The 26,583-nt window shown below is 45.9% G+C and carries 23 protein-coding genes; 17 read left to right on the forward strand and 6 right to left on the reverse strand.

Features of this window, described 5'->3' with window-relative positions:
* The first annotated feature begins 36 nt into the window (after nucleotides 1-36).
* From CSV61_RS08420 to CSV61_RS08440, 5 genes are all read left to right on the forward strand, one after another.
* On the forward strand, nucleotides 37-870 hold the full coding sequence (locus tag CSV61_RS08420; protein ID WP_099638850.1) for a flagellar hook-basal body protein: 834 nt from the start codon (nucleotides 37-39) through the stop codon (nucleotides 868-870).
* 23 nt (nucleotides 871-893) lie between these two features.
* Nucleotides 894-1,490 carry a DNA-directed RNA polymerase subunit beta gene (locus tag CSV61_RS17080; RefSeq protein ID WP_233193558.1) on the forward strand — a complete coding sequence of 199 codons (597 nt, stop codon included), beginning with the start codon at nucleotides 894-896 and terminating at the stop codon, nucleotides 1,488-1,490.
* Between the two features lie 53 nt (nucleotides 1,491-1,543).
* Nucleotides 1,544-1,981 carry a 3-hydroxyacyl-ACP dehydratase FabZ gene (gene fabZ, locus CSV61_RS08430; RefSeq protein WP_083034967.1) on the forward strand — a complete coding sequence of 146 codons (438 nt, stop codon included), beginning with the start codon at nucleotides 1,544-1,546 and terminating at the stop codon, nucleotides 1,979-1,981.
* 82 nt (nucleotides 1,982-2,063) lie between these two features.
* Nucleotides 2,064-2,459: a hypothetical protein gene (locus tag CSV61_RS08435; RefSeq protein WP_233193559.1), complete on the forward strand. Its 396-nt coding sequence runs from the start codon at nucleotides 2,064-2,066 to the stop codon at nucleotides 2,457-2,459.
* A 90-nt stretch (nucleotides 2,460-2,549) separates the two neighbouring features.
* A complete protein-coding gene (locus CSV61_RS08440) occupies nucleotides 2,550-2,951 on the forward strand; it encodes a hypothetical protein (RefSeq protein WP_099638852.1) in 402 nt (133 codons plus the stop codon).
* Between the two features lie 671 nt (nucleotides 2,952-3,622).
* Here CSV61_RS08440 and CSV61_RS08445 read toward each other — a convergent pair.
* The gene (locus CSV61_RS08445) at nucleotides 3,623-3,955 is read right to left on the reverse strand and encodes a hypothetical protein (RefSeq protein ID WP_143561074.1); all 333 of its coding nucleotides are present in this window, start codon (nucleotides 3,953-3,955) and stop codon (nucleotides 3,623-3,625) included.
* 54 nt (nucleotides 3,956-4,009) lie between these two features.
* Nucleotides 4,010-4,510 (reverse strand): YwpF family protein, encoded by a 501-nt coding sequence (locus CSV61_RS08450; protein ID WP_369824337.1) that lies wholly within the window; start codon nucleotides 4,508-4,510, stop codon nucleotides 4,010-4,012.
* A gap of 196 nt (nucleotides 4,511-4,706) precedes the next feature.
* On the opposite strand from CSV61_RS08450, the gene CSV61_RS08455 reads away from it, so the two are divergent.
* Nucleotides 4,707-5,120 carry a single-stranded DNA-binding protein gene (locus CSV61_RS08455; RefSeq protein WP_099638854.1) on the forward strand — a complete coding sequence of 138 codons (414 nt, stop codon included), beginning with the start codon at nucleotides 4,707-4,709 and terminating at the stop codon, nucleotides 5,118-5,120.
* 334 nt (nucleotides 5,121-5,454) lie between these two features.
* A complete protein-coding gene (locus CSV61_RS16785) occupies nucleotides 5,455-5,610 on the forward strand; it encodes a hypothetical protein (protein ID WP_156890569.1) in 156 nt (51 codons plus the stop codon).
* 51 nt (nucleotides 5,611-5,661) lie between these two features.
* On the opposite strand, the gene CSV61_RS08460 is transcribed toward CSV61_RS16785, so the two are convergent.
* From CSV61_RS08460 to CSV61_RS08470, 3 genes are all read right to left on the reverse strand, one after another.
* The gene (locus CSV61_RS08460) at nucleotides 5,662-8,403 is read right to left on the reverse strand and encodes a DEAD/DEAH box helicase (RefSeq protein WP_099638855.1); all 2,742 of its coding nucleotides are present in this window, start codon (nucleotides 8,401-8,403) and stop codon (nucleotides 5,662-5,664) included.
* Nucleotides 8,400-9,974: a hypothetical protein gene (locus tag CSV61_RS08465; RefSeq protein ID WP_099638856.1), complete on the reverse strand. Its 1,575-nt coding sequence runs from the start codon at nucleotides 9,972-9,974 to the stop codon at nucleotides 8,400-8,402. Before CSV61_RS08465 ends, CSV61_RS08460 begins: the two co-directional genes overlap by 4 nt.
* Nucleotides 9,975-10,064: 90 nt before the next feature.
* Nucleotides 10,065-10,490 (reverse strand): helix-turn-helix transcriptional regulator, encoded by a 426-nt coding sequence (locus tag CSV61_RS08470; RefSeq protein ID WP_143561075.1) that lies wholly within the window; start codon nucleotides 10,488-10,490, stop codon nucleotides 10,065-10,067.
* 154 nt (nucleotides 10,491-10,644) lie between these two features.
* Between CSV61_RS08470 and CSV61_RS08475 the strand changes: the two genes are divergently transcribed.
* The 5 genes from CSV61_RS08475 (at nucleotide 10,645) to CSV61_RS08500 (ending at nucleotide 16,988) form a co-directional block, all read left to right on the forward strand.
* Nucleotides 10,645-10,989: a hypothetical protein gene (locus CSV61_RS08475; RefSeq protein WP_099638858.1), complete on the forward strand. Its 345-nt coding sequence runs from the start codon at nucleotides 10,645-10,647 to the stop codon at nucleotides 10,987-10,989.
* 156 nt (nucleotides 10,990-11,145) lie between these two features.
* Nucleotides 11,146-11,595 carry a transcriptional regulator gene (locus CSV61_RS08480; RefSeq protein WP_083034977.1) on the forward strand — a complete coding sequence of 150 codons (450 nt, stop codon included), beginning with the start codon at nucleotides 11,146-11,148 and terminating at the stop codon, nucleotides 11,593-11,595.
* Nucleotides 11,596-12,606: 1,011 nt separating this feature from the next.
* Nucleotides 12,607-13,329, forward strand: a complete 723-nt coding sequence (locus CSV61_RS08485) for a hypothetical protein (protein WP_083034979.1) — start codon at nucleotides 12,607-12,609, stop codon at nucleotides 13,327-13,329.
* A 1-nt stretch (nucleotide 13,330) separates the two neighbouring features.
* Nucleotides 13,331-15,181 carry an efflux RND transporter periplasmic adaptor subunit gene (locus tag CSV61_RS08490; protein ID WP_099638859.1) on the forward strand — a complete coding sequence of 617 codons (1,851 nt, stop codon included), beginning with the start codon at nucleotides 13,331-13,333 and terminating at the stop codon, nucleotides 15,179-15,181.
* Nucleotides 15,182-16,070: 889 nt separating this feature from the next.
* Complete coding sequence (locus CSV61_RS08500; protein WP_158233808.1) at nucleotides 16,071-16,988, forward strand: nuclease-related domain-containing protein; 918 nt, start codon at nucleotides 16,071-16,073, stop codon at nucleotides 16,986-16,988.
* Between the two features lie 279 nt (nucleotides 16,989-17,267).
* Here CSV61_RS08500 and CSV61_RS16790 read toward each other — a convergent pair whose 3' ends face one another.
* Nucleotides 17,268-17,405 (reverse strand): hypothetical protein, encoded by a 138-nt coding sequence (locus CSV61_RS16790; protein WP_158233809.1) that lies wholly within the window; start codon nucleotides 17,403-17,405, stop codon nucleotides 17,268-17,270.
* Nucleotides 17,406-17,461: 56 nt separating this feature from the next.
* Here CSV61_RS16790 and CSV61_RS08505 point away from each other — a divergent pair, with 56 nt between their 5' ends.
* The 5 genes from CSV61_RS08505 to CSV61_RS08530 all read left to right on the forward strand — a co-directional run bounded on the left by CSV61_RS08505 (nucleotide 17,462) and on the right by CSV61_RS08530 (nucleotide 26,567).
* The gene (locus tag CSV61_RS08505) at nucleotides 17,462-18,691 is read left to right on the forward strand and encodes a CAP and S-layer homology domain-containing protein (RefSeq protein WP_099638862.1); all 1,230 of its coding nucleotides are present in this window, start codon (nucleotides 17,462-17,464) and stop codon (nucleotides 18,689-18,691) included.
* A gap of 90 nt (nucleotides 18,692-18,781) precedes the next feature.
* Nucleotides 18,782-19,969: a S41 family peptidase gene (locus CSV61_RS08510; RefSeq protein WP_099638863.1), complete on the forward strand. Its 1,188-nt coding sequence runs from the start codon at nucleotides 18,782-18,784 to the stop codon at nucleotides 19,967-19,969.
* Nucleotides 19,970-20,589: 620 nt separating this feature from the next.
* Nucleotides 20,590-21,882 carry a nucleotide sugar dehydrogenase gene (locus CSV61_RS08520; protein ID WP_083034987.1) on the forward strand — a complete coding sequence of 431 codons (1,293 nt, stop codon included), beginning with the start codon at nucleotides 20,590-20,592 and terminating at the stop codon, nucleotides 21,880-21,882.
* Entirely contained in the window at nucleotides 21,879-22,589 is a 711-nt protein-coding gene (locus tag CSV61_RS08525; RefSeq protein ID WP_099638864.1) for a WecB/TagA/CpsF family glycosyltransferase, read from the forward strand. The genes CSV61_RS08520 and CSV61_RS08525 overlap by 4 nt, the downstream gene beginning before the upstream one ends.
* Before the next feature lie 705 nt (nucleotides 22,590-23,294).
* Nucleotides 23,295-26,567 carry an S-layer homology domain-containing protein gene (locus CSV61_RS08530; RefSeq protein ID WP_099638865.1) on the forward strand — a complete coding sequence of 1,091 codons (3,273 nt, stop codon included), beginning with the start codon at nucleotides 23,295-23,297 and terminating at the stop codon, nucleotides 26,565-26,567.
* Nucleotides 26,568-26,583 lie beyond the last annotated feature (16 nt).

Below are 26,583 nucleotides of genomic sequence, written 5' to 3' on the forward strand. Positions count from 1 at the left end.
TACATATAGAAGCATGCGAAAAGGAAGTGACCTTTGATGATCCGCACGATGACTACAGCGACCAACACGATGAACCAGTTGCAGCAACGTCTCGACTTGATCGGCAACAACTTATCGAACGTCGGTACGCATGGATATAAATCCTTGGCCGCTACATTCCAAGAACTTTTATTCCAGCAAATGAATAATGACAAAGCCGACCAAGCCGAGCGCAGTTCAGACTTTGGCATCCGTATGGGCACCGGCGCACATCTCGGTAGCTTGCAAATGAACTGGAAAGTGGGCTCTGTTCAAATAACGGACCGCCAGCTAGACTTTGCGCTAACAGAACCGAAACAACATTTTAATTTGATCCAGCCAACGGACGGTGGAGAAGAAATCATTTATTCACGTAAAGGGAATTTCTACTTATCCCCAACTGCAAACGGGGACAATGCGCTAGTCAATGAAGAAGGACTCGCAGTGGCGGATAGCGCAGGCCGTCCAATCGTCTTTTCTGGACAGGCAACCGACTATCAAATTCGTCCGAACGGTGTATTGCAAGTGACGACACCGCAAGGCACACAGGAATTTAATCTCGGTGTCACCGTCCTAGAAAAACCTGATTCCATGGTTCAGCTTTCCGCAACCAACTTTGGTTTGCCGACAGACCTAGCAGCGCTCGGACTGACAGCAAATGACGTATTGACTGAAATGACAGGCGCTGGACGAAGTCAGATTGGCTTGCAAAATCGAGCGCTCGAAACTTCCAACGTAGAGTATGAAAAAGAAATGGCGGATTTGATTTCGACGCAACGTGCCTATCAATTCAATGCGCGTTCCGTAACCATGGCGGACCAGATGATGGGCTTAATTAATGGCATTCGCTAACGCGTGCAATAGGAGTATTTACTATGACAGATAAAAATAAAAACTTCAAAAAAATAACAGAACCACTATCACCTGTGCAACCATTCGAACCCATGAAGACTTCGGAACCGGCAGAAATGGAAGAACCGATCGAACTGACAGAGACAGATCCGATCGTACCCACTGAAAAGGACGAAGTGGCAGTTACGGTCGCAGAGCCGCTCACAGCAGACGAAGAAGTTCAAGAAGACATTGAGTCGACAACGGAGATAGAAGTGCCTGAAACTGCTCCTGACGCTCCAGAAGAGGCAATAGAAGAAACACCACTAGTCGAAACAGAACCTGTCAAAAAATTGCCTGCGCCAGAAGAGTCCAACACGACATTCTGGACAAAGATCAAATCGAAATGGCCACGCAGAGAGCGCGCTGAAAAAATCGCAAAACCCGTTAGTGAAATGCGCTGGGTCCAAGTCCGCATGATCCCCATCTGGTTGCGACTGCTGATTGTACTCGTATTGCTTGTCTTAGCAGCTATAGCAGGTACCATGGTTGGATTCAGTGTAATTGGTGACGGATCAGCAGGCGATGTCTTTAAAAAAGAGACATGGACGCATATTTTTGATATCATGAACGGTAAATAAGTACAGAAACGTCTGATTACTTCAGAACCTCTGGAATAAAGGAGACATATTTCATGCTGAATGCTCAACAAATACAAGAAATTATCCCGCATCGCTATCCATTCTTGCTCGTCGATCGCATCGAAGAACTCGAAGAAGGTAAGCGTGCAGTCGGGTTGAAAAACGTTTCAATTAATGAAGACTTCTTCAACGGTCACTTCCCAGGCTATCCGGTCATGCCGGGCGTCCTCATCGTAGAAGCACTCGCCCAAGTCGGCGCTGTCGCTCTACTCAAAAAAGAAGAAAACAAAGGCCGTCTAGCGTTTTTCGCAGGCATCGACAACTGCCGCTTCAAACGTCAAGTCACACCAGGCGACACCCTTCGTCTCGAAGTAGAAATTGTGCGCTTGCGTGGTTCAATCGGTAAAGGAAAAGCCATCGCAACCGTTGAAGGCGAAGTGGCATGCGAAGCAGATATTACGTTCGCACTCGGCCCCGTCCAAGAACAATAACATCACGAAGCAGTACTGAAAAGTTGATATAATAATCATTGGAATGCCAAGCAAGGCATACAGTGGGAGGGTACATTACAGCATGTTAAAGAAGCTTTCTCCAAATATTAAGAGCAGCATCACTCGTTCCATTTCTCAATCATTCGAACAATATATGAGTGAAATCGGCTGGTCAGCAGAAGAATACAATATCGAACAATTTTATGCGAACTGGCGGGAATACATCACGACCAAAGCGCTTTGGTACGACAAGATACCAGACGACGTCAAAGCAGATCCCGAGTTCCACAAAGAGTTGGCAGAGCGCGTGGAAGAAGTATTAATCCGCATACTCAATGATCCACCGACCGAAGAACAGATCGCACAAATTGAAATTTTACAACAAAATCTCGACACACATTATGATTATGGCTGTAAAGCGGAAGCTGTATACGTTCAAAACATATTAGAAACTACATCAGGCTATCCGAATAATTAAAACGAATAGTTCTCTCCTTTTCGCACAAGCTACCGTTGAACATACCAATACGTATGGTTCACAGCTTGTAAAAAAGGAGGGAATTTTTTTATGATCAGAAAAGCTCTACCCGTAGTTTTCGCATCCGCGCTCGTTCTGACCGCATGTAACACGAACAACGGCGCACTGCCGAACAACAACGAAACACCCATGCAAGACGTAGAACGTGACAATACGCCAAACGACAATCAGCGTATGGGTCCAAACCTCGACGGTCTTGACGACAACGATGACCGCGGCATCATGAACAACGACGGCGATGGCATCATGAACGGTGACGGCGATGGCATCATGGAAGACACGCGTGAAGGAATCGAAAAAACACGCGAAGAACTTCTTGATGACAACAACGAAAACCGTGGCGCACGCGACGACAACAACATGAACGGCAACATGAACGGTAGCGACTCTGCTCCTGACGGCGTTATACGCAATGACGATCGTAAAGAGTGATGATTCCCGCCATTATAAAAACGGCCCTGCATATTACATGCTAGGGTCGTTTTTGTGTGGGGTTTTTTGGGGTGTGTGTGCTCTATGTGGTGGGGTATCCGATCAAACTTCATTCGCGAGCGCTCTATGTGTCCTTCCGAGCGTCCTATCGTACGCGCTATCCGCTCAATGTCCTTGCGCATGCGCTCAATGTATCCTTGAATCCGCTCAATGCTGGTGTATGAGCGCTCAATGTGCCATCGTAACCGCTCAAACTCCGCGAGCCGCTCAATCCATCCGCCCAAGCGCTCTATCGCACGCGCTATTCGCTCAATGTCCTTCCGTATGCGCTCTATGTATCCTTGGAATCGCTCAATGCTAGTGTGTGAGCGCTCAAAGTGGCATCATATCCGCTCAAACTCCGCGAGCCGCTCAATCCATCCGCCCGAGCGCTCTATCGCACGCGCTATTCGCTCAATGTAACGTCGTATGCGCTCAATGTATCCTTGAATCCGCTCAATACTAGCGTGTGAGTGCTCTATGTGGCATCGTAACCGCTCAAACTCCGCGAGCCGCTCAATCCATCCTCCCGAGCGCTCTATTGCACGCGCTATTCGCTCAATGTCCTTCCGTATGCGCTCTATGTATCTTTGAATCCGCTCAATGCTAGTGTGTGAGTGCTCAATGTGGCCTCATAACCGCTCAAACTCCGCGAGCCGCTCAATCCATCCTCCCGAGCGCTCTATCGCACGCGCTATTCGCTCAATGTCCTTCCGTATGCGCTCTATCAATCCTTGAATCCGCTCAATGTAAGCGTGTAAGCGCTCAATGTGGCATCGTAACCGCTCAAACTCCGCGAGCCGCTCAATCCATCCTCCCAAGCGCTCTATCGCACGCGCCATCCGCTCAATGCCATCATACAAGCGCTCTATCAAGTATCGTATCCGCTCAAACTTCACCCCCAAGCGCTCAATCACCCCCGCCAGCCGCTCAATCCCACCGCCCATCCACCCCCAAAAACCCAAAAACCCAAAAACCCAAAAACCAAAAAAAAGCCACCCAAAAGGGCAGCCCATCCATCACAACTTCGTCTTCTCATCAAGCTCCGTATCACGCTTCAACTTCGGCCGATCCCACATAGCCGTTTGGAATTGCTCGAGCAGCGCATCGCCTTCCAAACCTTCATCCATCAACTCTTCCAGCAAGTGCTCGGGATACTTCGATCGGACACGCTTCAAACGTCCCTTCATCAAAACGGAAATCCGGTCCCCGATCTGCCGCCAATTTTCCACCGCCACATCAAATGAAGCGGGCTCGTTGCCAGGATACGAAATGACGACGCGCACGGTCAGCAACGTCTCCTCGACTTTCCACTTTTCCATAATGTCCTTGTGCTTGGCATCAATGAACAGCTCCAGCACCCACAAACGATGACTGTTCTCCTGGTTGATGATAATGCCGTCAAACAGCGGGAATGCAAGCACACCGCTCTCCTGAATTACTTCCACCGAAATCATTTTAAACGTCTTCAATTCCATCACCTCGGTACAATTTTCCCAAGTATAGCATAAAAATCTCAAAATACTCGAGAATTCAAAAATGCCGTGTAGCTCACCAAGCAGAAACCGCATATTACCGCGAATGTTCAAAAATCCTTTCAAATGAAAATTTAAAAAACACACCGAAAATCATAGCAAAATTCAATTTTGCCACTTTGCCAACGAGAACCCCTGTAGATTACGATAAGGGCAGCACAAAGAAAGGAGGAACCAACTCGTGAACCAAGTGGCTTTAGTAGGGAACATCACCAAAGACTTCGTATTAAAAGAACACGCATCAGGACGTGTCAACACCACGTTCGTCCTCGCTATCAATCGCAGCTTCAAAAACGCAAACGGGGAAGTAGCAACCGACTTCGTGCTGTGCTCCGTCTGGGGACGATCCGCCGAAAACCTAGTCCGTCACTGTGGCAAAGGATCGCTCGTAGGCGTCAGTGGAAGCATTCAGACCCGGAACTACGAACGCGAAGATCGATCGAAAGTGTATGTCACGGAAGTCGTGTGCAATGAAATCCGCTTCTTGTCGAAATCACTTAAATCTCAACACACAGAAATGAAAACACATTCGTCTACTGAGCCCAAACGTTTTGAAGAAGCGAAAACAACCGAAACCGCATTACCTATTTTCTAACCAGTTCCATAACGAAAGGGGAGATGACCCAGGCAGATCCGCCGTCGCACATCCGGTTCTGATCAATTCCTGAAAAGAGATGGATGACATACAATTGAAGAGAAATGAAAAAAGAGAAAATCACACGACACTACAAGCATATTCGCCAACTAGCATGACTCGGCAGAAGCAAGAGCGGGTGGGGACTCGATCCTCTGTGATGCCGGGAGTACATTCAGCATAGGAACTGAATCAATTTTACGCCAACTCATCCGTCGCCCGTCTCTGTCGGAGACCACTTCCACTAGGCGGGCTGACGGAATACATACCCGCTCATAGAAAGGATGAAGCCCACATGCACAGCCCACCTACAGTCGCGCAGAAACAAGATATTCAACGCCTCGAAGACCAGATTGGCCAGCTGATCCGCATTATTGCCAACCTGAACGAGCGCATCAATTACCTCGAAACCGTCAAAACGAACCCTTTCCTCATCCCCGATATAAAATGAATACAAAAAGACCTGCATCCACTTTCGATACAGATCCTAATGGTCAATAAGTTAATTAAATGTCAGCAAATCCTCGAGCTCTCGATCATTGAGCTCCGTCAACCACTGACTCGAATGAATCAAATCAGCTGACAACGCTGCTTTCTCGAAGAGCATCTCGTCAATCTTTTCCTCGATCGTCCCGACAGTCACAAATTTATGCACATGCACAAATTTGGTCTGCCCGATACGGTACGCCCGATCCGTTGCCTGGTTCTCCACAGCCGGATTCCACCAACGGTCTGCGTGCAATACGTGATTCGCCTGCGTCAGATTTAAGCCGGTGCCCCCAGCTTTCAACGACAGGATGAAAATCGGGAATTCCCCGTTTTGGAACGCCTCGACCAATGCATCACGTTGTCCTTTTGGCATACTACCTGTCAAGAATGGTACGTCAATTCCGTGCAACTCCGACAAGCACTGACGGATCATTTGCCCCATGCCAATATACTGCGTGAAGATCAAGCATTGCTCACCGTTCGCCGCAATCTCCGCTGCCATCGAAACGATTCGCGCCATTTTATTGGAACGCTTCGTCAACTCGGCAGCAGGGGCTGGCGGTTCCTTTAGGAATAAAGCTGGATGGTTACATAATTGCTTCAACCGACTGAGCATCTTCAAGATCAAGCCTTTGCGCTCAAATCCTGTCAACGTCTCGAGTTTGAATTTCGTCTCCGAAACAAAACTCTCATACAACGCAGCTTGCTCAGGCGTCAGCGGTACATATTCATTTTGCTCGAGCTTCTCAGGCAAGTTCAGACGTAACTCCGGATCATTCTTCGTCCGGCGCATCATGAACGGCTGAATGCGCGCACGCAATTTCCGTTTCTCCGCCTCGAGATCATCACGCTCGATCGGCACGATGAACTCCTCGCTAAATTTACGGAAACTTCCAAGATAGCCTTTATGAATGAAATCAAAAATAGCCCATAACTCCGATAAACGGTTCTCGATCGGCGTACCCGTCAACGCGATATGATGCTCACCGCGCAATTTGCGGATCGCTCGTGATTGCTTCGTCTGTAAGTTTTTAATATTTTGTGCTTCATCAATCGTTACATTCGCAAACTCATACATCGACAGCATCTCACCGTCTTGCGTGGCAGTGCCATACGTCGTCAAAATAATGTCCGCCTGGCGCTTGCTCATCATATCGGCAAACTGTTCTTCACGCGCGCGATTCGTCCCGTAATGTACATGTACTGTCAATGAAGGCGCGAAACGCTCGAGCTCCTTCTGCCAGTTCCCCATGACACTCGTCGGGCAAATGATCAGCGAAGGGGAGTCCGTTTCCGGTAAATTATGCACATACAGCAAATACGTGATGAGCTGTACGGTTTTACCGAGCCCCATATCATCCGCGAGCACTGCACCGAATTGATTGTCGCGCATGAAATGAAGCCACTCGAAACCTTCTTGCTGATAAGGACGCAACTCGGCGTGCAATGTCTGCGGTACAGAAACAGCCGGCAAACCTTTCTTGTCATGCAGCATATTCATTACTTTACGCAACGACTGCTGCATCGAAAACGCTACTAACGGATCGTCTTCTTCCTCTTCATCATAGACAGGCGCAATCTCTTCCGGGACTTCATTGAACAGCAAATCTTTCACTGTCCATTCACCGTCGTCAACTTGCTCCATCAACTCACGAATGCGTTTAAGCCATGTCGGATCCAAATGGAACCACTCATCGCCCGCGCGGATATACTCGCGGTTCTCATCGACCATCTTCTGGAATTGCTCCCTGTTGATCTTTTCTCCAGCGAGCGAAAACTGCCAATCAAACGACAACACTTGATCGAGGCTTGCTGCAGAACGATACGACTGCATACCTGCAGACGTCCGAATCTTCAACTTCGTCTCGGTCACGCTCTTTAACCAAGCCGGCAAGATCACCGGATAATCAAATGCCTGACATAGTGGCAGATCTTCCTGAATGAAAATCCGCACTTGCGCATCATTTAACGGCACATGCATAAACTGGCGCGGTTCATACCATTCAACAGAGCGGAAAATCCCGACCATCTCGGCTTGACGCTCTTCGATATCCTCCGCATACGGCTTTCGTTTTGCCGGCAATGCATTTTCGATCGAACCCGCTAGTTTACCGGCCGCTGGCGACCACTGCGCACCGCGATCGCTAATCAAGATCGTCTCAAGCAACCAATCCGTCTCATTGACATCAGGTTCCGTCAAACGAAGGGCTACGCGGAACGGTAACTTCGTCGTTTCGGTATGTGGCCAGCCATACTGCTGGAAGTGTGGCAACAAAGCAGGGAAGTCTGCCATCGAGATACCAAGCGTCGCCAACTGCCCACGCATCGCAAGCGAAATATAACGTCCAGCCCGTTCGGATAAATCGGTTTTGTCGAGATCGAACGACAGTCCAGACTCATTCGCTTCAACATATGAAAACAACGCAGGATCTTTCCACAACGTCGTGGCTTCACGAATGTCAGTCAGCACTTGTTGATCGTCAGACGTCGCACCGGAGTATTGCACGTACGGATGACTTCCAGCCGAGAACAAGCGCAGCAACATATCGATCGATACATCGAGCCAATTATCCCGCTGCTCCACCAACATGCCGTACATCGTAGGTTCATCCGAATAAAATAAATACGACACCAACATGTCCGCATCGATCTTGCGCGTTTCACCTGCAACATTGGCGGACACGAAGAAGAGGCCGTCTTGTCCTTCTTGTAACGTTAACTCTAATGAAAGTTGTAAGATGTTCGAATCGGTCATAGCAGTAGATTTCCTTTCTCCATCTCTTCCAACAGTGCACGCAGACGTGGAAATTGCTGGCGGACTGTATGGACGTAACGGTTCCAAAATTCATTGCGGCCATCGCGCTTGGCAGCCGTCTTCATTTGCTTCCACAAACGCACTGCACGACGATAGCTATCTCGATTTTTCTCTTTGACTAATTTCAACGCTTCGGCATGCATGAGAGGGAACACCGCTTGCGAATCTTCCGCGAGCGCCGTTTTCATCGCAGAGTTGTCAATCATATCGACGGACCCGCGCGTTAAATGCATCAGCGCAGCCCATTCGGCGTAACGGTTACGTTCGAATAAAAATTTGCCATACGCACGACTTGCTTCTGGTCCATATGATTGGAACAGTTGATCGCGCTGCTCTTCTGACACATCCGACAGCGACAGCAACTCGTCGATATCTTCAGCAAATGCTGAACGGTTACGCGTTGCAAGCTGCTGATAGTGCTCAGCTAAATGAGGGAGCAATTGCTGCATAATCGACTGCACAATATCAAAATCCTCATCTTCCTTCGCGTAAAGCGCAAACGCCAACCACTGGGGAACAGCAGTCGCATCTAGCGTATTCAACTCCTCATCAAGCTCGTCAAAACGTCCTGACGTCAAATAGAGAAACGCACGGAACAATGGCGCATCTTCTGCCGTTTCCTTTTGCAGGCGTTCGATCTCCTCTGTCAATTCAGCCTCATCGGAATACAGCTCAGTATAGACAAGACGGAACGCTTCAAAACGCTTCGAGAATAAACCTTCTTCGTCTATTGCGAATGAATGAATCAAATCTTTCAACTTCACATGAAATGCATCCGTCTCAAACAGACGCGATTTCGAACTCAGTTGTTTAATGCCCGCTTTAATTTCGGACATTTGCTCATTGAGCCAAATCGTCAGTTGCCATTTGCCGTATTGATAGGAATCATTTGCTGATAGCTCGCTATGCAGGAAAGGCCATGCCGCCCGCAATAACGTCAGCTGATAGTACAGCGAAAAGAGCGGCTTCCATTCCCATTCAAAAGGAGAAAGCCGCGTCTTCTGATGTTCGATTTTGGAAGCATAATGCAAGAAACCGGTCGGTCCGTCACTTGGGCTCAACTCGGTTAGCGGCTTCACTAATACGGATAACGCATTCAACCAAGCTTCTGGCGTTCGCTCATTGATCGACAATTGCGTCTGCACCGTTCCAGACTTGCGCCACGTATTGAGCCAATCTGATAACGAATGAAATTGCGAGTACAGATGAAAGACGACCGCGATCTGATGCGCGCACCAGTCTCCGTCAGCACATGTGCAGTACGGTTCCATCGTCATGAAGGACAGACGTGCGAACTCCGACTCGGTGCCTGAAATATTGGCCATTAAGGATTGCTCGGTTTCCGTGTAGCGATACGCACCAATTGCGTTCATACGTACAAGTGAAGCGGCCTTGCGTATAATTTCCGCCTGTGCAGAGTCAGACGGCTGAAATGTATGTTTAATATGATTCATGAATTCTTCAATTTCTGATTCGTGCATATTTGCGATTCGTTCAATAGTGATGGCCACCGAATCCACTCCTTACTTAAGCATTCCTCCTATTATACCGTTTTTATCGGTCCTTTACCACAACTTGAGAAACATAAAAACCATTCAATTTCATTTACTTGTTTGATTATCGAATAGCTGCATAAGGTTCAACATGCCTGACAGCAACAACTGGCGGTTTTCGTGGTCCAATGAACTGGCTCGTAAAATAAATTCTTTTAACAGTGGCTCGTTTTCAATAAATGATCCGTATTGCGCTAAAAAGCCTTTTTCGTATGTGGCGGTGCTGTCGAGCGTTTGATTCGAAAAAGGGCGTACCGTCTTTAACGGTTTGTCCAGGATCATCGCAAGTAATACATCATCTGGTATGTTATAGATTCTCTGAATAAGCGGTACTAAATAAATGGGGAAAGACCGTTCGCTCGATTCATATCTGGACATCGTCGCGCCGTCGACTCCGAGGTCCTCTGCCATCTGCTTTTGTGAAATATGTAAATACTCATCGCGATATTCTCGTAATTGTGTTCCGAAACTCATTTTCATCACCCGTTTTTCTCGCCATCGTATAAGAAAAGAATCCGCTATTTCGTTAAATTGTCATTTAGACAATAGGAATTGACGAATTAGCAATTACAAGATTTTTCTACAAGATTATGAGAAGATTGTGATAAAAAATAGAAAGTAGGCGAAAGTGATAGAAAAAGTGCAATTGATCTTACACTTACCTCAATTGCGGTACCGACTACAAAGACCGGAATCCGTAAAGACAAGCAAGCTAGGTTTCTTCGAATCTTTCGAACAATACTCCGAAAAATGCGTCCATGATTCGAACGGGAAAGTTTCCTATTTGTATAACGTCACGCGCGAAGAGATGTTGTTTGAGCAAGTCGTCATCTCGTACGCTACCCATCAAATGACTTTTACTTACGAGAAAACAATTGTCGATGCGAGCGAGCAATTACTGGAACAATTGAAAGAAGGAAACATCGAGTATCAGCCAGTGTCCAAAACCTTTTTCGTCGGGTATGATGAATAACCCGAAAGACGGCGTGATTCGCCACTATGACCGATTTTTGAAAATTCTCTTGGTATATTAGATGGTTTCCGACTCATATCATGCACAAAATCCTCTTTAATGTGATATATTAATAATAATCGGAAAATTCAAATTACTGAGGAGGAGGGGGAAGATATGCTAGTCATACAGCGAATCAAGCCGTTTTTCACCAGGAAAGAAGAATTCAACTTACGCCTTGTATTCGCTTATCAATATTTCTCGATTAAGCGAAATGATGAGGTATTTCAATTCATCCCTACAGAAGGTAAAGAAATCGTTGTGAATACGAAAAGTCTGCAGATTGAGAACTTAGGAGAAGTGTTCGTCTTTCAGCGAGGCAGCAGGTTTATACGGATCCCACTTTATCAATTGTTACTAGTTTCCGATTTGCATTTACATTTGTCGACTATACTCGAAGGAGCGATGGGATTGGAAGGCCATCTACAGGAAGAGTACATGCGTGAAGCGGACGGTTTGGTGGAGAAGTTGGAGCAGGATAACTGGGAACGAATGGTAGATTATGCGCTAGAAACGAAAAACCAGCTCTTGTTTAAGGAGTTGATGGAAGGACTGCGAGTAATTTGATCATCACACTTACGAGATAAAAACACCTCAGTTGGAAGCGCATGTATGTGCGTGGACGATGAGGTGTTTTTATGTGTGTGGTGGTATCCGTTTTCTCATAGCGTTAGGAAATGGAGCGCCGCTACGAATAGTCCTGATCCGCCAAGGCCTAGTGCAAAGTCCTGCCATGTAAACTCAATCGTTTTTTCTAAGTTCATCGCTCTTCACTCCTTTTATATATTCATAGTCTTCCCGGATGGTTCCTATCATAACCTATTTTTATTTATTTTCAACATTCTGATAATTAAATGAATCTAATGGGCTAGGGATTTTTAGTGGCGGAGGGAGATGGGCTGTTGGGGTGGGGATTGAGCTGAAGGGGTGTTGAGTAGAAAGGCTGTTGGGTTGGGGATTGGTGCTTCGGAGGGGACGCTTTCCCATGGGCCCGCGGTGAGCCAACCAGGTCGCGAGCTCCCTCTTGGTTGTCTCACCTGATCGGGCTGATCCATCGGGAGTCGCCCCTCCTACGCTCCAATCCCTTACGGACAGAGTGGGGGACAATTATTGAAGCCATCGAAATTACGCTTGTGATTGCTTTTATAGTTGAAATAAAGCTAGTTTAATAACCACAAATATTTGCAATGTACTGCCAGAGAGTGATGCATATCTTTCCATTTTGAGAGTAGGATTGAAGCGGAAGATGGGGGCGACTCTGAGAGGATTAGCGCGAGTTCGAGACCCCGGGCAGATGCCTTAATTTCTGTAGAGTGCACAGAAATACGGCAAAGCGAACCCTTCGCTGTTCGCTTGGTTCGGGCCGCGCCCTCCAGAAAGCGTCCCCCATCTGTAGCGGAAATCCCATGCACAATGTAACTTCACTCAGCACCTTTGAGCATTTAATTCTCCAACCCAATTGCCAAATTCTGCAACAATACGAGACATTCGTTGCAAATCCGTCATATTTTGATAAAGTAAGAGAGATAGAAACTGATATAATCAGCTGATAAAGTTGGAGGCAAAGGAGAAGTACATATGTATTCTACTTACGGTTACTGGCGTTCACTAGTTTATCCTGACCGGCTTGCCGTGGAAATTGGGCAAGGGACCGTTACTGGATTTAAACGCCGTGTGTTTAGCGTATTCATTTTGGGCATCATCCTGTTCGTCCTCCGCGATATGTGGGGCATGAATACTGGGACGATGACGTATATTTTGGCGAACGGTTCACTTGACGAATACACCATTGGCCGCATCACTGCATTGGTCGGTGCCATTCTCTGGGCCATCGTCTATATGGCGTTCCATTTCTGGGGCGTTGCATGGATTTTAAGTATGCTGACGAAAATTCCGTTTAAGCCATTGCTGAAGTTGCAGCTGGTGGTTACGGGCTTATTATTAATTGAAAAACTCATCAATTTCCTAATCTTCGCGGTTGCTGGGAAGTCAGCAGCGGTTTCGATTCTTTCGTTCGGACCTCTCGCGGTTACGTTCTTGGATAATTGGTACATCATTTTATTTGTCAATCAACTTACGATTTTCTCCGCCTTGATCGTGGCGGTTCAGTATCGCTTCATCAGCTTCTCGAAAGTGGAAACGTCACTTGTTGGTGGGGAAGTTGTAGAGCATACAGGCGTCCGCAAGCATGCATTGTGGATGTTGATCGCCTTGCAAGTGGTCTTTGCATTGATCACTGCGGCAGTTGGCTTTGCTCCTATTGAAAAAATGTTGAACTTGTTAATGATTGGGGGACTATAAGATGAAAGCACAAAATATCATCGTGACGGTCCTCGTTACAGCGTTCCTAGCATTAAATACGTATTTAGTATTCGCAGAAAAAAGTGTCATCCCGAAAGCGCAGTACGTTAGTGAGTACGAACGGCTATCTGCGGATGATTACAAGAAAGAGCTCGATAAAGAAGGGTTCATTTCGCCGAAAGATTTGCATACGATCTACCTAAAAGACGACCAGACGATTGAATCATGGCTCGTGCAAGAAGGGGAGACAGTGGACTTTGGAACGGAGCTCGCTTCATTGAAAGTGGATCATATTGATTCCAAACGCAGTGAACTGAACTCGGAACTGTCCGCGTTGCAAAATCAGTCGTCTTCGATTTCACAAACGATCAGTAATCTTGAGTATGAACAGTCCTCAGCGGGCGGTTCGAAAAACGACAGCGATTACTACGATACGAATGACGAGAAAAAAGTGCGTGTCAATTTGAATGTGGGTATTGAAGTAAAAGAAGAAGCAGCATATGCGCAAGCGATTGCGGAAGCGGAGCGTGATCTTGCAGAAGTGCAGCGGAAAACGGAAATTGTCGAAGCCAAGCTCGCAGAATTACCGAATGAATCTGCATTGACGAGTCCAGTCAGCGGCTATGTCGTAGCAATCAAACGCGACAGCGAATCACCATCTATTGATATTTACAGCACAGACCAAACAATTGTCACATACGTTCTCGACAACGAATGGCCAAACGTCGAAACGGGCGCGCCGGTTATAATCCAGCACGGCTCGATCCAAACACCATTCACACCTAAAGTCGATCCGAATGAACAACTTGAAGATCAAACAGAACCAATTGATCCTGAAAATACGGAAGACGGAATCGGCAGTGAAAAAGGCAAGTCTGTAGCCTCTCTATCTGCTGACGGTGTACCACCGAGTACCGTACCGTACGACGATCCAAAAAAGGAAATCGACGGAACGAATGCAGAACCGCCAGCTGTTGATCCAAACACAGGAACGGACGCTCCTGAAGAAAACTTCGACGGCACTTCCGGTAATCCGGACGGCTCAGTCGATCAGCCGGATACACCGGTATCTTCACCGGGCAGTTCGAATACAGGTACGGAAAACGAACCCGACACGGAGACACCGCCAACTACAGGCACTCCGGATACGGACAGCACGATCGATCCTGATGCTAATCCGGAAGGTACAACAACAAACCCTGACGGCACAATCACGAATCCCGATGGAACGATTTCCAATCCTGAAGTAAACGATTCGCCTGAAGGCAAACCTGTCTTAACAAATAAAGAAAAGAAACTAGCGGAAGCTCAAGAACGCATCACACCGGATTATCCGGATAACATCTCCACAATTAACGGAGTCGTTGTATCGGTATCCAAAGTGCCTGCGAAAGACGACGAATGGCTAGAAGCGTATAAAGCCCTAGGCAACACACAAAAAGACAATCCACTAGCCTATTACGAAGTACGCGTAGCACCGTACGACGAGCAAATGGACTTGCCATTCGGCACAAACGTCAACACATTCATTCAAACGAATGAAGCAAACCAAGTCGTCAGCATCAAAACAAACTGGCTAACAGATCAATATCAGAACGATGCAAAAGTATGGACACTAGACACCAATGGACGAGCAGTCCAAAACATCGTCGAAGCGCCATTTACATCATTGGATCGAACCGTCCTCACAACAGGCGTCGAACCAGGAATGGTCGCACTGCACAACGACGATCTAGACAGCAGCCTCGAGCACCAATCCGTCTTCCATCCATTGCCGCTCTATCTGCCGGAATGGGAACAATGGAAAACCACGCCTTGGCAACTTTATGTACGGTATTTGATTAAACGATGAAAAAACTGCCCTTGAGGGGGCAGTTTTTTTCGTTGGAATGAAATTATGCAGAGTGGTGGTGGCTGTGCCGCTCATACGCCCATTCCTTTGAACGAAATCAAGCAAGGCGGAGCCGCGCGCTCAAACATTCAATTAAGCGCTCTATTAACTACCTTATCCGCTCAATCTACATGTTGGAGCGCTCTATCAAACCGAATATCCGCTCAATTCCAACGCTGGACCGCTCTATCCAGCGCCCCACCCGCTCATACGCCCAATCCATTGAACGAAATCAAGCAAGGCGGAGCCGCGCGCTCAAACATTCTATTAAGCGCTCTATCGACCTAGCCAACCGCTCAATCCACATGTTGAAACGCTCTATCAAACCGCGTATCCGCTCAATCCCAACGCTGGACCGCTCTATCCAGCCCGCCATCCGCTCATACGCCCATTCCTTGGAACGAAATCAAGCAAGGCGGAGCCGCGCGCTCAAACATTCAATTAAGCGCTCTACCAACCTCCTCATCCGCTCAATCTACATGTTCAAGCGCTCTATAAAACCACATATCTGCTCTATCTCACCCAATCACCGCTCTATCCAACCAATCAACCGCTCATAGCTCCCACAAATTCACATGACTAAAGACATATTTTCAAATAAATTCACACTCTAAATCACTCTACAACCCTTAAAAATTGAATTCTCCCCAACAAATCCAACCCAAAATCCAATTTCATCCCCAATAATCCGCTCAAAATTGAATTTATCCCAATACTTCCCAATAACCAACACTCTTGCTACAATAAATACACGCACCACAATGCCCTAAATAGGAGGTGAACCAACATACTCTACAAAACGCGCACGATCCCCAAACTGATCATCGGCCAACAGGCGCTTCTCAAACGCTTGCCGGCCAATCACGACAAGTACGAAAAAATCCGCACTGACTTCTACAACGGCAAAGCTGGTTTTGGAGGGGAGAAGGAATTCGACTACCAATTACGAGACTTCATTCCGCCGTATCCGCACGCGATCCTCCACGATGTATTCCTGAAACACGAGCATGCTTACTTCCAAATCGATTCGATCTTGATCACCCCAAGCATTATTGTCTTGTTTGAAATCAAAAACATCGCAGGCAAACTACACATCAAGCAAAATCCGACACAGTTCATCCGGGAATCAGTTAACGGGGAACGCACCGTCCTAAGAAGTCCAATAGAAGAAATGGAACGCAAAAAGCATTACTTCGCCAGCTGGCTACAAGCGCGCAACATCGACATCCCCTTCGTCGACTACATCGTCTTCGCCTACCAAAACGAACTCACCATTGAAAACACATCGTCCCACCGACTCGTATTCTCGTATGAAATACCTAACCGTCTGAGAAACTTAGAAATGAAAGCAGATATTTTGAATGCAAAACAGATTACTAGATTAGCCAATGAACTCCTGAAAACACATCGCCACTACGACCCATTTCCGCTAACCGAGAAATATGCACTTTCCATACAAGATCTGGCAAGTGGTGTCACGTGCCCAAATTGCGAACAATTAACGATGCTATGGCGGACGAGAAGTTGGCAGTGCCGAGCGTGTGGCCATATCGATCGCCATGCCCACCATGCCACACTAGCGGAGTGGTACTGCATTGGCGGTGCGCAACTCACCAACCGGCAATTCCGCCACTTTACCAATATCCACTCCCGTCACATAGCGAAACGAATGCTAGCTAACCCCTTCACCGAACTGTCCGGCAAAAAGCGCAATGCAATCTACCAACTCTCTCCGAGAGTCCTCGAAACAGAAAATCTGAAATTGTAAATGCAATTAAACCAGTGCATAAGCTCTTCATGCACTGGTTTCTTGTTGAAATCAAATAACGCACGCGCTCAATGTTTGGGGCTGACCGCTCAATCCACTCCGTCGAGCGCTCTATTCAGTCAATCAACCGCTCTATCAATCCAGTATTTCGCTCTATATCGATAAATACCCGCTCATAACTACGGTCTGACCGCTCATAAGGACAAGCTTGCCAGTTAAAACACTCACGCGCTCAATGTTTCGGCCTATCCGCCCAACCCATCCCGTCAAGCGCTCTATCTACCTAATCAACCGCTCTATCAATCCATTAATCCGCTCTATACAAACCAACATCCGCTCATTAACTCCGCCCAACCGCTCATAAACCCCATCCGCCAAAATTAACAAAATATCAAATAACTCAACAAATTTCACCAATACCCTACCAAACCACCTGTCAAATCCGTATACTCTAACAAAAGGAGGACGTTTATATGAGTCTAGTTTATAACAAAAAGTTATTCTTAAGTACTATAGCTACGACGGTTGCGGTGGCTGCAACGGGAATAGCGACTCCCGCGCCGGTGGAAGCTGCGAAGGCTGTGAAGTTTAAGGATGTGCCGGAGAAGCATTATGCCTATGATGCGGTGATGTATATGGCTGCTAATGATATTATTAAAGGGTATGCTGACCATACATATCGTCTGAATAAACCGGTGACTCGGGCTCAGGCGGCGAAGATGATTGCGGTTTCGATTGGGGCGAAACCGAGCCATGCGTATAAGATGGATTTTAAGGATGTCACGAAGGATAACGGGTCGTATGATCATATTCGTGCGTTGACACAGCGGGGGCTGTTTAAGAATGCGGAGAAGTTCAATCCGAATAAATCACTTACCCGTGGCCAAATGGCGAAATTATTAGTTCTTGGGTATCACATCGTGACGGATGACAATGATTTCATTATTTTTGATGATGTCAAGAAGAGCAGTGGGGCATATGAATACATTATTACGATCGCTGAACTCAATATTACTACGACGCGTCCAGGGGGGAAGTTTAAGCCAAATTCGCCTGTTACGCGTGGTCAATTGGCGGCATTCTTATACCGTACGATGCAATTTGATGAAAATCGCAAAAAAGGGTTAATTACGTATGATAATCAGAAGAAAGGCTATGTCGACAAAGAGAAAAACTTGATTAAGCCGAATCCTGATCATCAAAAGCCGGCACCTGAAAAGCCGAAGCCGGTTCCGCCAAAGCCGACTCCGAAGCCGCCAGCGCCGAAACCAGAGCCACCGAAGCCAAAACCGGAGCCGCCTAAACCAGAACCCGAGCAGCCTTCATTGGCGGCACAGTCTATTATTAATGTGAATATTAAACGAACAAATGCCAAAGTTGGCAATCTGCTAGCGGATCCGACACTTAATCGCATGGCTAGTGCGAGAGCGGAGGATTTGGCGAAACTCGGGGAATTGTCACATATTACACCGACACATGGCACGCTTGCGGAGATGCTGGAGAAGTTTGATTATAAATGGGAGGCATATGGTGAGAACATTGGGGCTGGCTTTAATGATGCGCTTGAAATTACCAATGCTTGGTTAGCGTCTCCTGCGCATAAGGAAAATCTACTAAGCCCGGTATTTACGCATATGGGAGCAGGCACGGCACCCGATTCGGATGGTAAAATCTATTGGGTGACACTATATACTAAAAAATAATTATAGTTAGCCGCTTAACCACCGGTGTATAGGGTATAGTCTAAAGATACATACTTTTGACAAACCCGACCGAATAAAGGAGGAAGCGCAATGAAACAAACCCTAACTGCAGTAGTAGCTGTTTTTGCCTGGCTCTGCTTAACGCCCGCCACTGAAGCCGCGACGCTTGACGAAGTGAAAGAAATTGTCGATTTATACTATTATGGCGAGCAGCCTACTAATCTTCGCCAAGCGAAAAACGTCACCGAAGTCGTCCGTCAGCTCGACGAATACTCGGTGTACATGACGCCTGCTGAATATAATGAATATCTCAGTCAATACGCAAGCGCCAAAGCACCTGCGCAAGTCGCTGCGGTTACGGCACCGCACAATCAGAACAATGTCACTTCACATATGATGTACGGAAACGTGGGGTACTTGAAAATTAAGTCGTTCTCTGCACACTTACAAGAAGACGTGAACGCTCACTGGTCACGTTTGAGAGCAGCAGGAGCGAAGAAACTGATCCTCGACTTACGTTTTAACGGTGGCGGCTATGTAGATAGTGCCGAACAATTACTAGGCTTCTTCCCAAGAGTAAGAGAAGCGTACAAATTGCAAACACGCATGGGGACACAGTCAGGTACAGTCATTCGAGCGAAAAATCAATTCCCGATTGACACGTACGTACTCGTCAATCGCTACTCCGCTTCCGCATCTGAAATTGTGGCGGTCAGTCTCAAAGACCAGAGTGCCGCGAACGTAGTAGGGGAGACGACAAAAGGGAAAGGTAGCGTCCAGTCGTTATTCGAATTAGAAAACGGTGGCGCACTGAAACTGACAACAGGTCACTACACAGGACCTAAAGGAACGCCCGTGCAACATAAAGGCGTTGAGCCGAATATTAAAATGAAACCTGGCACGGAGCACACGGGCATGCACAAACGTCTGGTCACATCCGACTTGGTCGCACAAGGTTACCAGTTCATCAAAGGACCTACTGACGTACCGCAAACAAAAGTGTTCAACGTGGAGTTCACGCAAAAAATGAACTTCGGTCCAGCGAAAAGTTTCAACAAGATGGAACTTGTGAAGTTCGGAAGCGTCTCCATACAAACGGCTAAAAAAGCTAGTGATGAAAAAACGATGACGATCCAGCCAGCCAAACCGATGGCGCTTGGCGCGGAGTATATGCTCGTTGTTCATCCGGGCATAGTAGGGGCTAATGGGTTGAGTGTGGTGAAGGGAACGTATACGCCTTATACTGTGCAAGCGCGAGTGTCGGCACGAGCTAAATAAATTGGTCGTACTGAATAGAAGTTGGTATACTGTATAGATGGAGTGTGAGTTTAAACTTTAAAGATTGTGGATTTCTATTGGATGGAGTGAAGGGTAAGGCAACGTGGATCGACGCTGCAGGCGGACGCTTTCCCATGGGCCCGCGGTGAGCCAACTGTTCACTGCGTTCTCTTAGTTGTCTCACCTGATCGGGCTGATCCATCGGGAGTCGCCGCCTTCCGCTTACGATCCACTGTGTGTTCTTTTGGAGTTTTTGCGGAAGAGTCAAAAGCTGAAGTACTCTATCATTTTTTAAGTAGCTATAAAAATTCAAGGATGAAGAAATTCATCCTTTCTCTTTGAACAAAAAGTATTGAGGTCTTGAACTTCAGACCCCAACAAACAGAAAAAAGTGGTCACTACCTGTCACCACACTGTAAGTAGGATCGGAACGAAAGGCGGCGACTCCCGCGGGAATAGCATGAGTTTGAGACCCTGGACTGAACGAAGTGAGGGAAGCGGCTCAAGCCATGCCCGCAGGAAAGCGTCCGCCTGCAGTGCAGATCCAATACCCAATTAAAAGTCTTCCCAGACTTTGACCAATCACAACCTAAATTAAGAAAGCGAAGGTATCATACATTATGGAAAAGAAATTATGCGTAGTAGGCCTAGGGTACATCGGCCTTCCAACTGCTGTTATGTTCGCAAACAGCGGCTTGCAAGTACACGGTGTCGACCGGAACGAACATGTCGTAAACTTGATCAACAACAAACAACTACATATAGAAGAAAACGGCCTGCAAGAGCGTCTCGAGAAAGCTGTAGACGAAGGACACTTCCAAGCATCGACTACACCAGTTGAAGCAGATGTCTACATCATCGCGGTGCCGTCACCGATCAATCCGGACAACACAGCGAACTTGGAATTCATCCGTGCGGCTACGGCATCGATCGTGCCATTCGTCAAAAAAGGTGCGCTCGTGATCTTGGAATCAACCGTTCCACCAAAGACTGTCGAGAATATCATGCTACCTGAATTACGCAAAACGGATTTGATCATCGGTGAAGACCTATTCGTCTCTCACTCCCCAGAACGCGTAATCCCAGGTAAGATTTTCGAAGAACTAGTCAACAACGACCGGATTGTTGGCGGAATCAATGCGAAGTCAGCGGAAATGACAAAGGATCTCTACGAAGTGTTCGTCAAAGGAACGATCCACCTAACAGACGCAACGACAGCGGAACTCGTGAAAGTCATGGAAAATACCTACCGCGACGTCAACATTGCATTCGCCAATGAACTCGCAAAAATTGCAGAAGGGATTGACGTGGACATTTGGGAAGCGATCAAGTTTGCAAACTTTCACCCACGCGTCAATATCCATACGCCAGGCCCAGGCGTCGGCGGTCACTGTATCGCTGTTGATCCATGGTTCTTAGTGGAACTGGCACCTGAAAAAGCAGACATCATCAAAAAAGCACGTCTAACGAATGATGGCATGCCGATGTATACGGCAAAGCGCGCGCAGCGTTTGCTACAAGAGTATAATATCGAAAACGGTAAAGTGGCGGTACTTGGTCTGGCGTTCAAAGGCAACGTCGACGACATGCGTGAAAGCCCATCAACGAAAGTGATTGATTCACTGCAAGATCTCGGTCTAGACGTCGTATCATTCGATCCACACATCAAAGAACTACAGCATTCGACGCAAGTGGCGACACTAGAAGAAGCAATCAACACAGCGGATCTTCTTCTATTAACTACAGACCATGACCAATTCAAACAACTGAATCCGGCAGACTTGCAGACGAAGCAGCCGAGACCGATTATGTTGGATACAAAAAATGCACTCGATGCAGACAAATGGGAACAGGCAGAATATCGCTTCTTCAAATTAGGAGATGGCAAAAAAGAGGGGCAGCTATACAAATGAAAGAAGAAGTTCTAGGCGTCTCCGTCAATACGGAAAACTACGATGAACTGATTCCGAAAGTTTTCGAGAATATCGAAACGGGAAAGAAATCACTCATCGTGGCAATCAATCCGGAAAAGCTAATGAAGGCAAAAGAAGATCCGGAGCTAAAAGCATTGCTGAACCGAGCGGAATTTCAAATCCCGGATGGCATCGGCGTCATTCTCGCGTCTAAGCTACAAAAAGGTCAAATCCGATCACGTGTTACAGGAATCGACATGATGGACCGCGTCGTACAGGAAGCCGCTGCGCGCGGAAAACGTATTTTCCTCTACGGCGCGAAGCCTGGAGTGGCGGAAGAAGCAGCAGCGAAATTACAAGTCTTGCATCCGAACATTCAAATCGCGGGTGTCCAGCATGGTTATGAAAAAAATATACAAGTCGTACTCGACACGATTAACGAAGCGCAACCAGATATACTATTTGTTGCGATGGGATCACCGAAGCAAGAGCAGTGGATCGAACAATACCGTGATCAGCTACATCCGGTTGTGTTCCAAGGAGTCGGCGGGTCATTTGACGTACTAGCAGGTAATATTAAAAGAGCACCGGCTGTGTTCCAGAAAGCAGGGGCAGAGTGGTTGTATCGATTACTGCTTGAGCCGAGTCGGATCAAACGTCAAATGAATTTGCCGAAGTTTTTGATAGAGGTGTATCGAAAGAAGTAATGTTGAAAAATCAAGCTAATAAGGATTGGTGCTTCGAAAGGGAGGCGCCAATCCTTTTTAATTTGAGTGATGATCCTTATCGAGAATCATCAAGATTAGGATTGTAATCCGTGTTGCACATGAACTTAAGCAAATTTTAAAAAAGTAATTAACACATCACTTCGAGAGTGATTCAAAGTACCCTGATTCAATCAAACCCTTATTTCTAGCCATCTAGTAAACCGAATCAAATCTAGTAATAACCTCAACCAATTAATGATAGTAGATTTAGAAATATTATACTAGTGAGTTACTATCTTGTAATCTATTGAACTTGGTGATAGAATACGAAGTTGTAAGGATAATTTTCTCTATAGCATATAGCACGATACGTGCAAAGCGTTACGGTTGGTTGACCGCAAACAAAAAGGCTTGAACAGTTCCCATCTGCTCAAGCCTTTTTGTTTGGCAAAAATACTTTGCGTGGCCAACATCCTGTATTTATAAAACGCTATGGAAAATACTTGTATTTTGGTAATCTTTCGATACAATAGTAGATGGTATGAAAATAAATTGGCATACCGTGCTATTAGACTATCATCTAGTTCAAGATTCAATTGACTTTTAGCACATTCTTATCTATACTTTAATGTGTAATGCTTACTACTCTCATACATAGGTAGTAATAGGCAAAAACAAGAGATATTACGAGGAGGAAATTATTTAATGGCTAACCAACCAACGAAATACCGCAAGTTTGTAGTAGGAGCTGCTTCAGCTGCACTAGTAGCATCAGCAGTAGCACCAGTAGCATTCGCGGCTGAATTTACAGATGTAAAAGACAACAACTCTCACAAAGTAGCGATCGACGCTCTTTCTGAAGCAGGTGTCATCACAGGATACCAAGATGGAACATTCCAACCTAACAAGACACTTACACGTTCTGACGTTGTAAAGTTGATGGGTAAATGGTTGATCGCAGAAGGATATGACGTACCTACTGATTACAAAACAAAGCCACGCTTTGCTGACTTGAAGACTACATCTAACGATGAACTTCTAAAAATGTCTGCACTAGTTTATGACAACGGCCTATTCGTTGGTAAAGTAGACGGAACACTTGATCCAGCAGGCGACATCACTCGTGAAAACATGGCAATCGTTCTTGTTCGTGCATTCGACCGCGTACATGACATTGACCTAGTATCATACGTGGAAGCACAGGAATTCGACAAAGACGTTACAGACCTAGGCAAAGCGAAAGCTGAAGCTCGTCCGGCAATCGACGTTCTAGACTTCTTCGACATCACAAACCCAGCTGCACCTGAGTTCAACCCAAAGAACACAACAACTCGTGCGCAGTTCGCTTCATTCCTTTACAAGACTACTCTAGTAGACTTTGATAAAATTGGTGGCGGAATTGTAGCTCCTGACGTTGATTCTGTAACAGCTATTAACAGCACAACTGTAGAAGTGAAAATGAAAGAAAAGGTTGAAAATATCAACTCCTTGAAATTCACAATCGACGGATTGACTGTATCTAACGCTGCAGTTAAGCAATCAGATGACAAAACTGTTGTATTGACAACTGCTGTTCAAAAAGGCGGAGAGAAGTACACTGTTAAATTGGATGGCAAAGCAATTGGTTCATTCAATGGCGTATCACCGACAGTACCTTCTAAAATCAACTTGAACACTACATCAGTACAAGGTGTTGTAGGACAGCAAGTTATCCTATCTGCTGACACAGGCGTTAAAGAAGCAGGAATCCCTGTAACTTTCAACGTATCTGCAGCTGGAAACACACTAAACAAAGATCAAGTGTTTGAAGTAGTTACAAACGCTGACGGTATCGCAACATTCTCTTACACTCAGTACAATGCTGGTAAAGATACAGTAACTGTATACCCTACTGGTAAAGCTGATGTTCGCGAACAAGGAACGGTTTACTGGGCAAATGCAGCACAGTTGACTATTACTGATTCAACAGAAGGTAGCCTACTTGCAAACGGATCTAAGAAAGTTTACGAAATCAACTCAAAGAAAAATGCTGGAAAAGTTGTATTCGTTGGATTCAAAGAGAACTTGAATGTTGCTCCTGATCAATTAGTTAAGACTGTAAACGCTGAAGGCGTTGCAACTTACGAATTGAACACTAATGGCATTCCAACTTCAGCATCTAACTATCCTTACAAAGCTTCAACAAGCGGCGAAGCAGTAATTGCTGTTCCATTGGATGCAAACGGAAAAGCTAACCTTGTTCTTACAGGAACAAATGCAGCTGTAACTCCAATTGTTTACGAAGGAACTTATAATCCAACAGCAGCAAATACAGCTGCTGATCAAATGGATCCTAAAAATTACAATGCTTCATTCGATAAAACAGCTCTACAAGCTACTGGAAGCACAGTAACATTCTCAGTACAACACGCACTAGGATTGACAATCAAAGCTGAAGGCGTACAAAACGCAGCAGTTGCGAATGAATTCGGTACTGGCGGACGTGACTATGTAGTTAACTACACAGACAAAGATGGCAAGCCAGCTGCTAAAGGAACTACAGTACGTGTAGCAATTCCACGTGTAGGCCTATCAGCAACTTCTGACTTCAAAGTACTTGATTCAAAAGGAAATGAACTTGCTCAAGCAGCACCTTCAAGCGCAACAAACTTCTACTATAACGTTCCATTAGAAGATGCAGGCAAAGCTACATTTACAGTTACTTCAAAAGGTAACAATGACTATGTAACTCCAACTGTATTCATCGAAAATGGTTCAGTAGACGGACTAGATAAAAATGATCTTCAAACTCAAGCAGTAGTAACATACTTCGTGAACTCTGTTCAATATGCTGCTGAATTGTCTGCAGTTAACGCTGCTGGCAAAGAAATCAATTCACTTAACACTGGAGAGACAGCTGAATTTAATTATGAGCTTGTTGACCAAAACGGTAAAGAACGTAAAGCTGACAAAGCAACTGAAGTTACATTCGGTGTAACTGCTGGAGTCGGTAAAATTCTTGTAGATGGTAAAACATATGAGCCGGGACAAAACGGTGTAGCGACAGTTACAATCGCACCTGGTAAGAGCGAAGCTACTCTTAAAGTTGAAGGCGTAGAAGCATCAAGTGCAACTGTAACAGCAACAGGATCTAAAGCTGGAATCGTTATTCCAACAACAGTACCTGCTTCTAAGACAGTTACATTCGTTTCTTCTTCAGTAGTTCCATCTGTTTACACTGGAATTGTACAATCATTGGACGCTTCTAAAGAAGAAGTTAAATTCGATGGTAAAGATGCTGTAAGCTATGAAACAGCTACATTCAAGAATGAAAATGGAAATGCAATCAGTAAAAAGCAATTTGAAGATACTATTGTAGCTAACCTAGGCTCGGCAACTGTAACGTACACTAAAGTTGGCGACGCAGTTACATTTGAAATTGTAAAAGTTACGAATGTACCAACACCTGAAGTACCAACTGAATTAACAGCTAACACTGTAGTTGAACAAACAGTAGCAGTTGGAGCAGAAAAAGTTCTTTTGACAAATGTTTTAGCTACTAGTAACAAGGACATCACAATTGTATCTGTAACTGACGGTGGAACTGTTGCCAATGCAGAAGTTAAAAATAACGAGCTTGTAATCACAGGTAAAGCAGTTGGAAACGTTGAAGTAACAGTAACTGTGAAAGCTGGAGATAAAACGGCAGATGTTAAAGTTCCTGTAAAAGTTAGTGAGGCGAATGCAGTAGTGAAATTTGATACTATCGGTGCATCATCTAAAATCGCGCCAAATGCAACATTTGAAAACGTAGTATCATTCTTAGAATCTGAATTAGCTGCTGATTTAAAAGGCGATTCTTATTCATTAGTAATTGGTGACGCAGTTTACGAGTTCAGACAAAGCTCTCTAAACGCTGATCGTTACCTAGTTGCAATTGCGATGGACGAAGCAACTGTTGATCAAATCAACGCTGGTACGTTCAAAACAACTAAGTAATTTAAAGTAAAAACAT

The sequence above is a fragment of the Sporosarcina sp. P3 genome, from assembly GCF_002743415.1.
GTDB classification, from domain to species: domain Bacteria; phylum Bacillota; class Bacilli; order Bacillales_A; family Planococcaceae; genus Sporosarcina; species Sporosarcina ureae_A.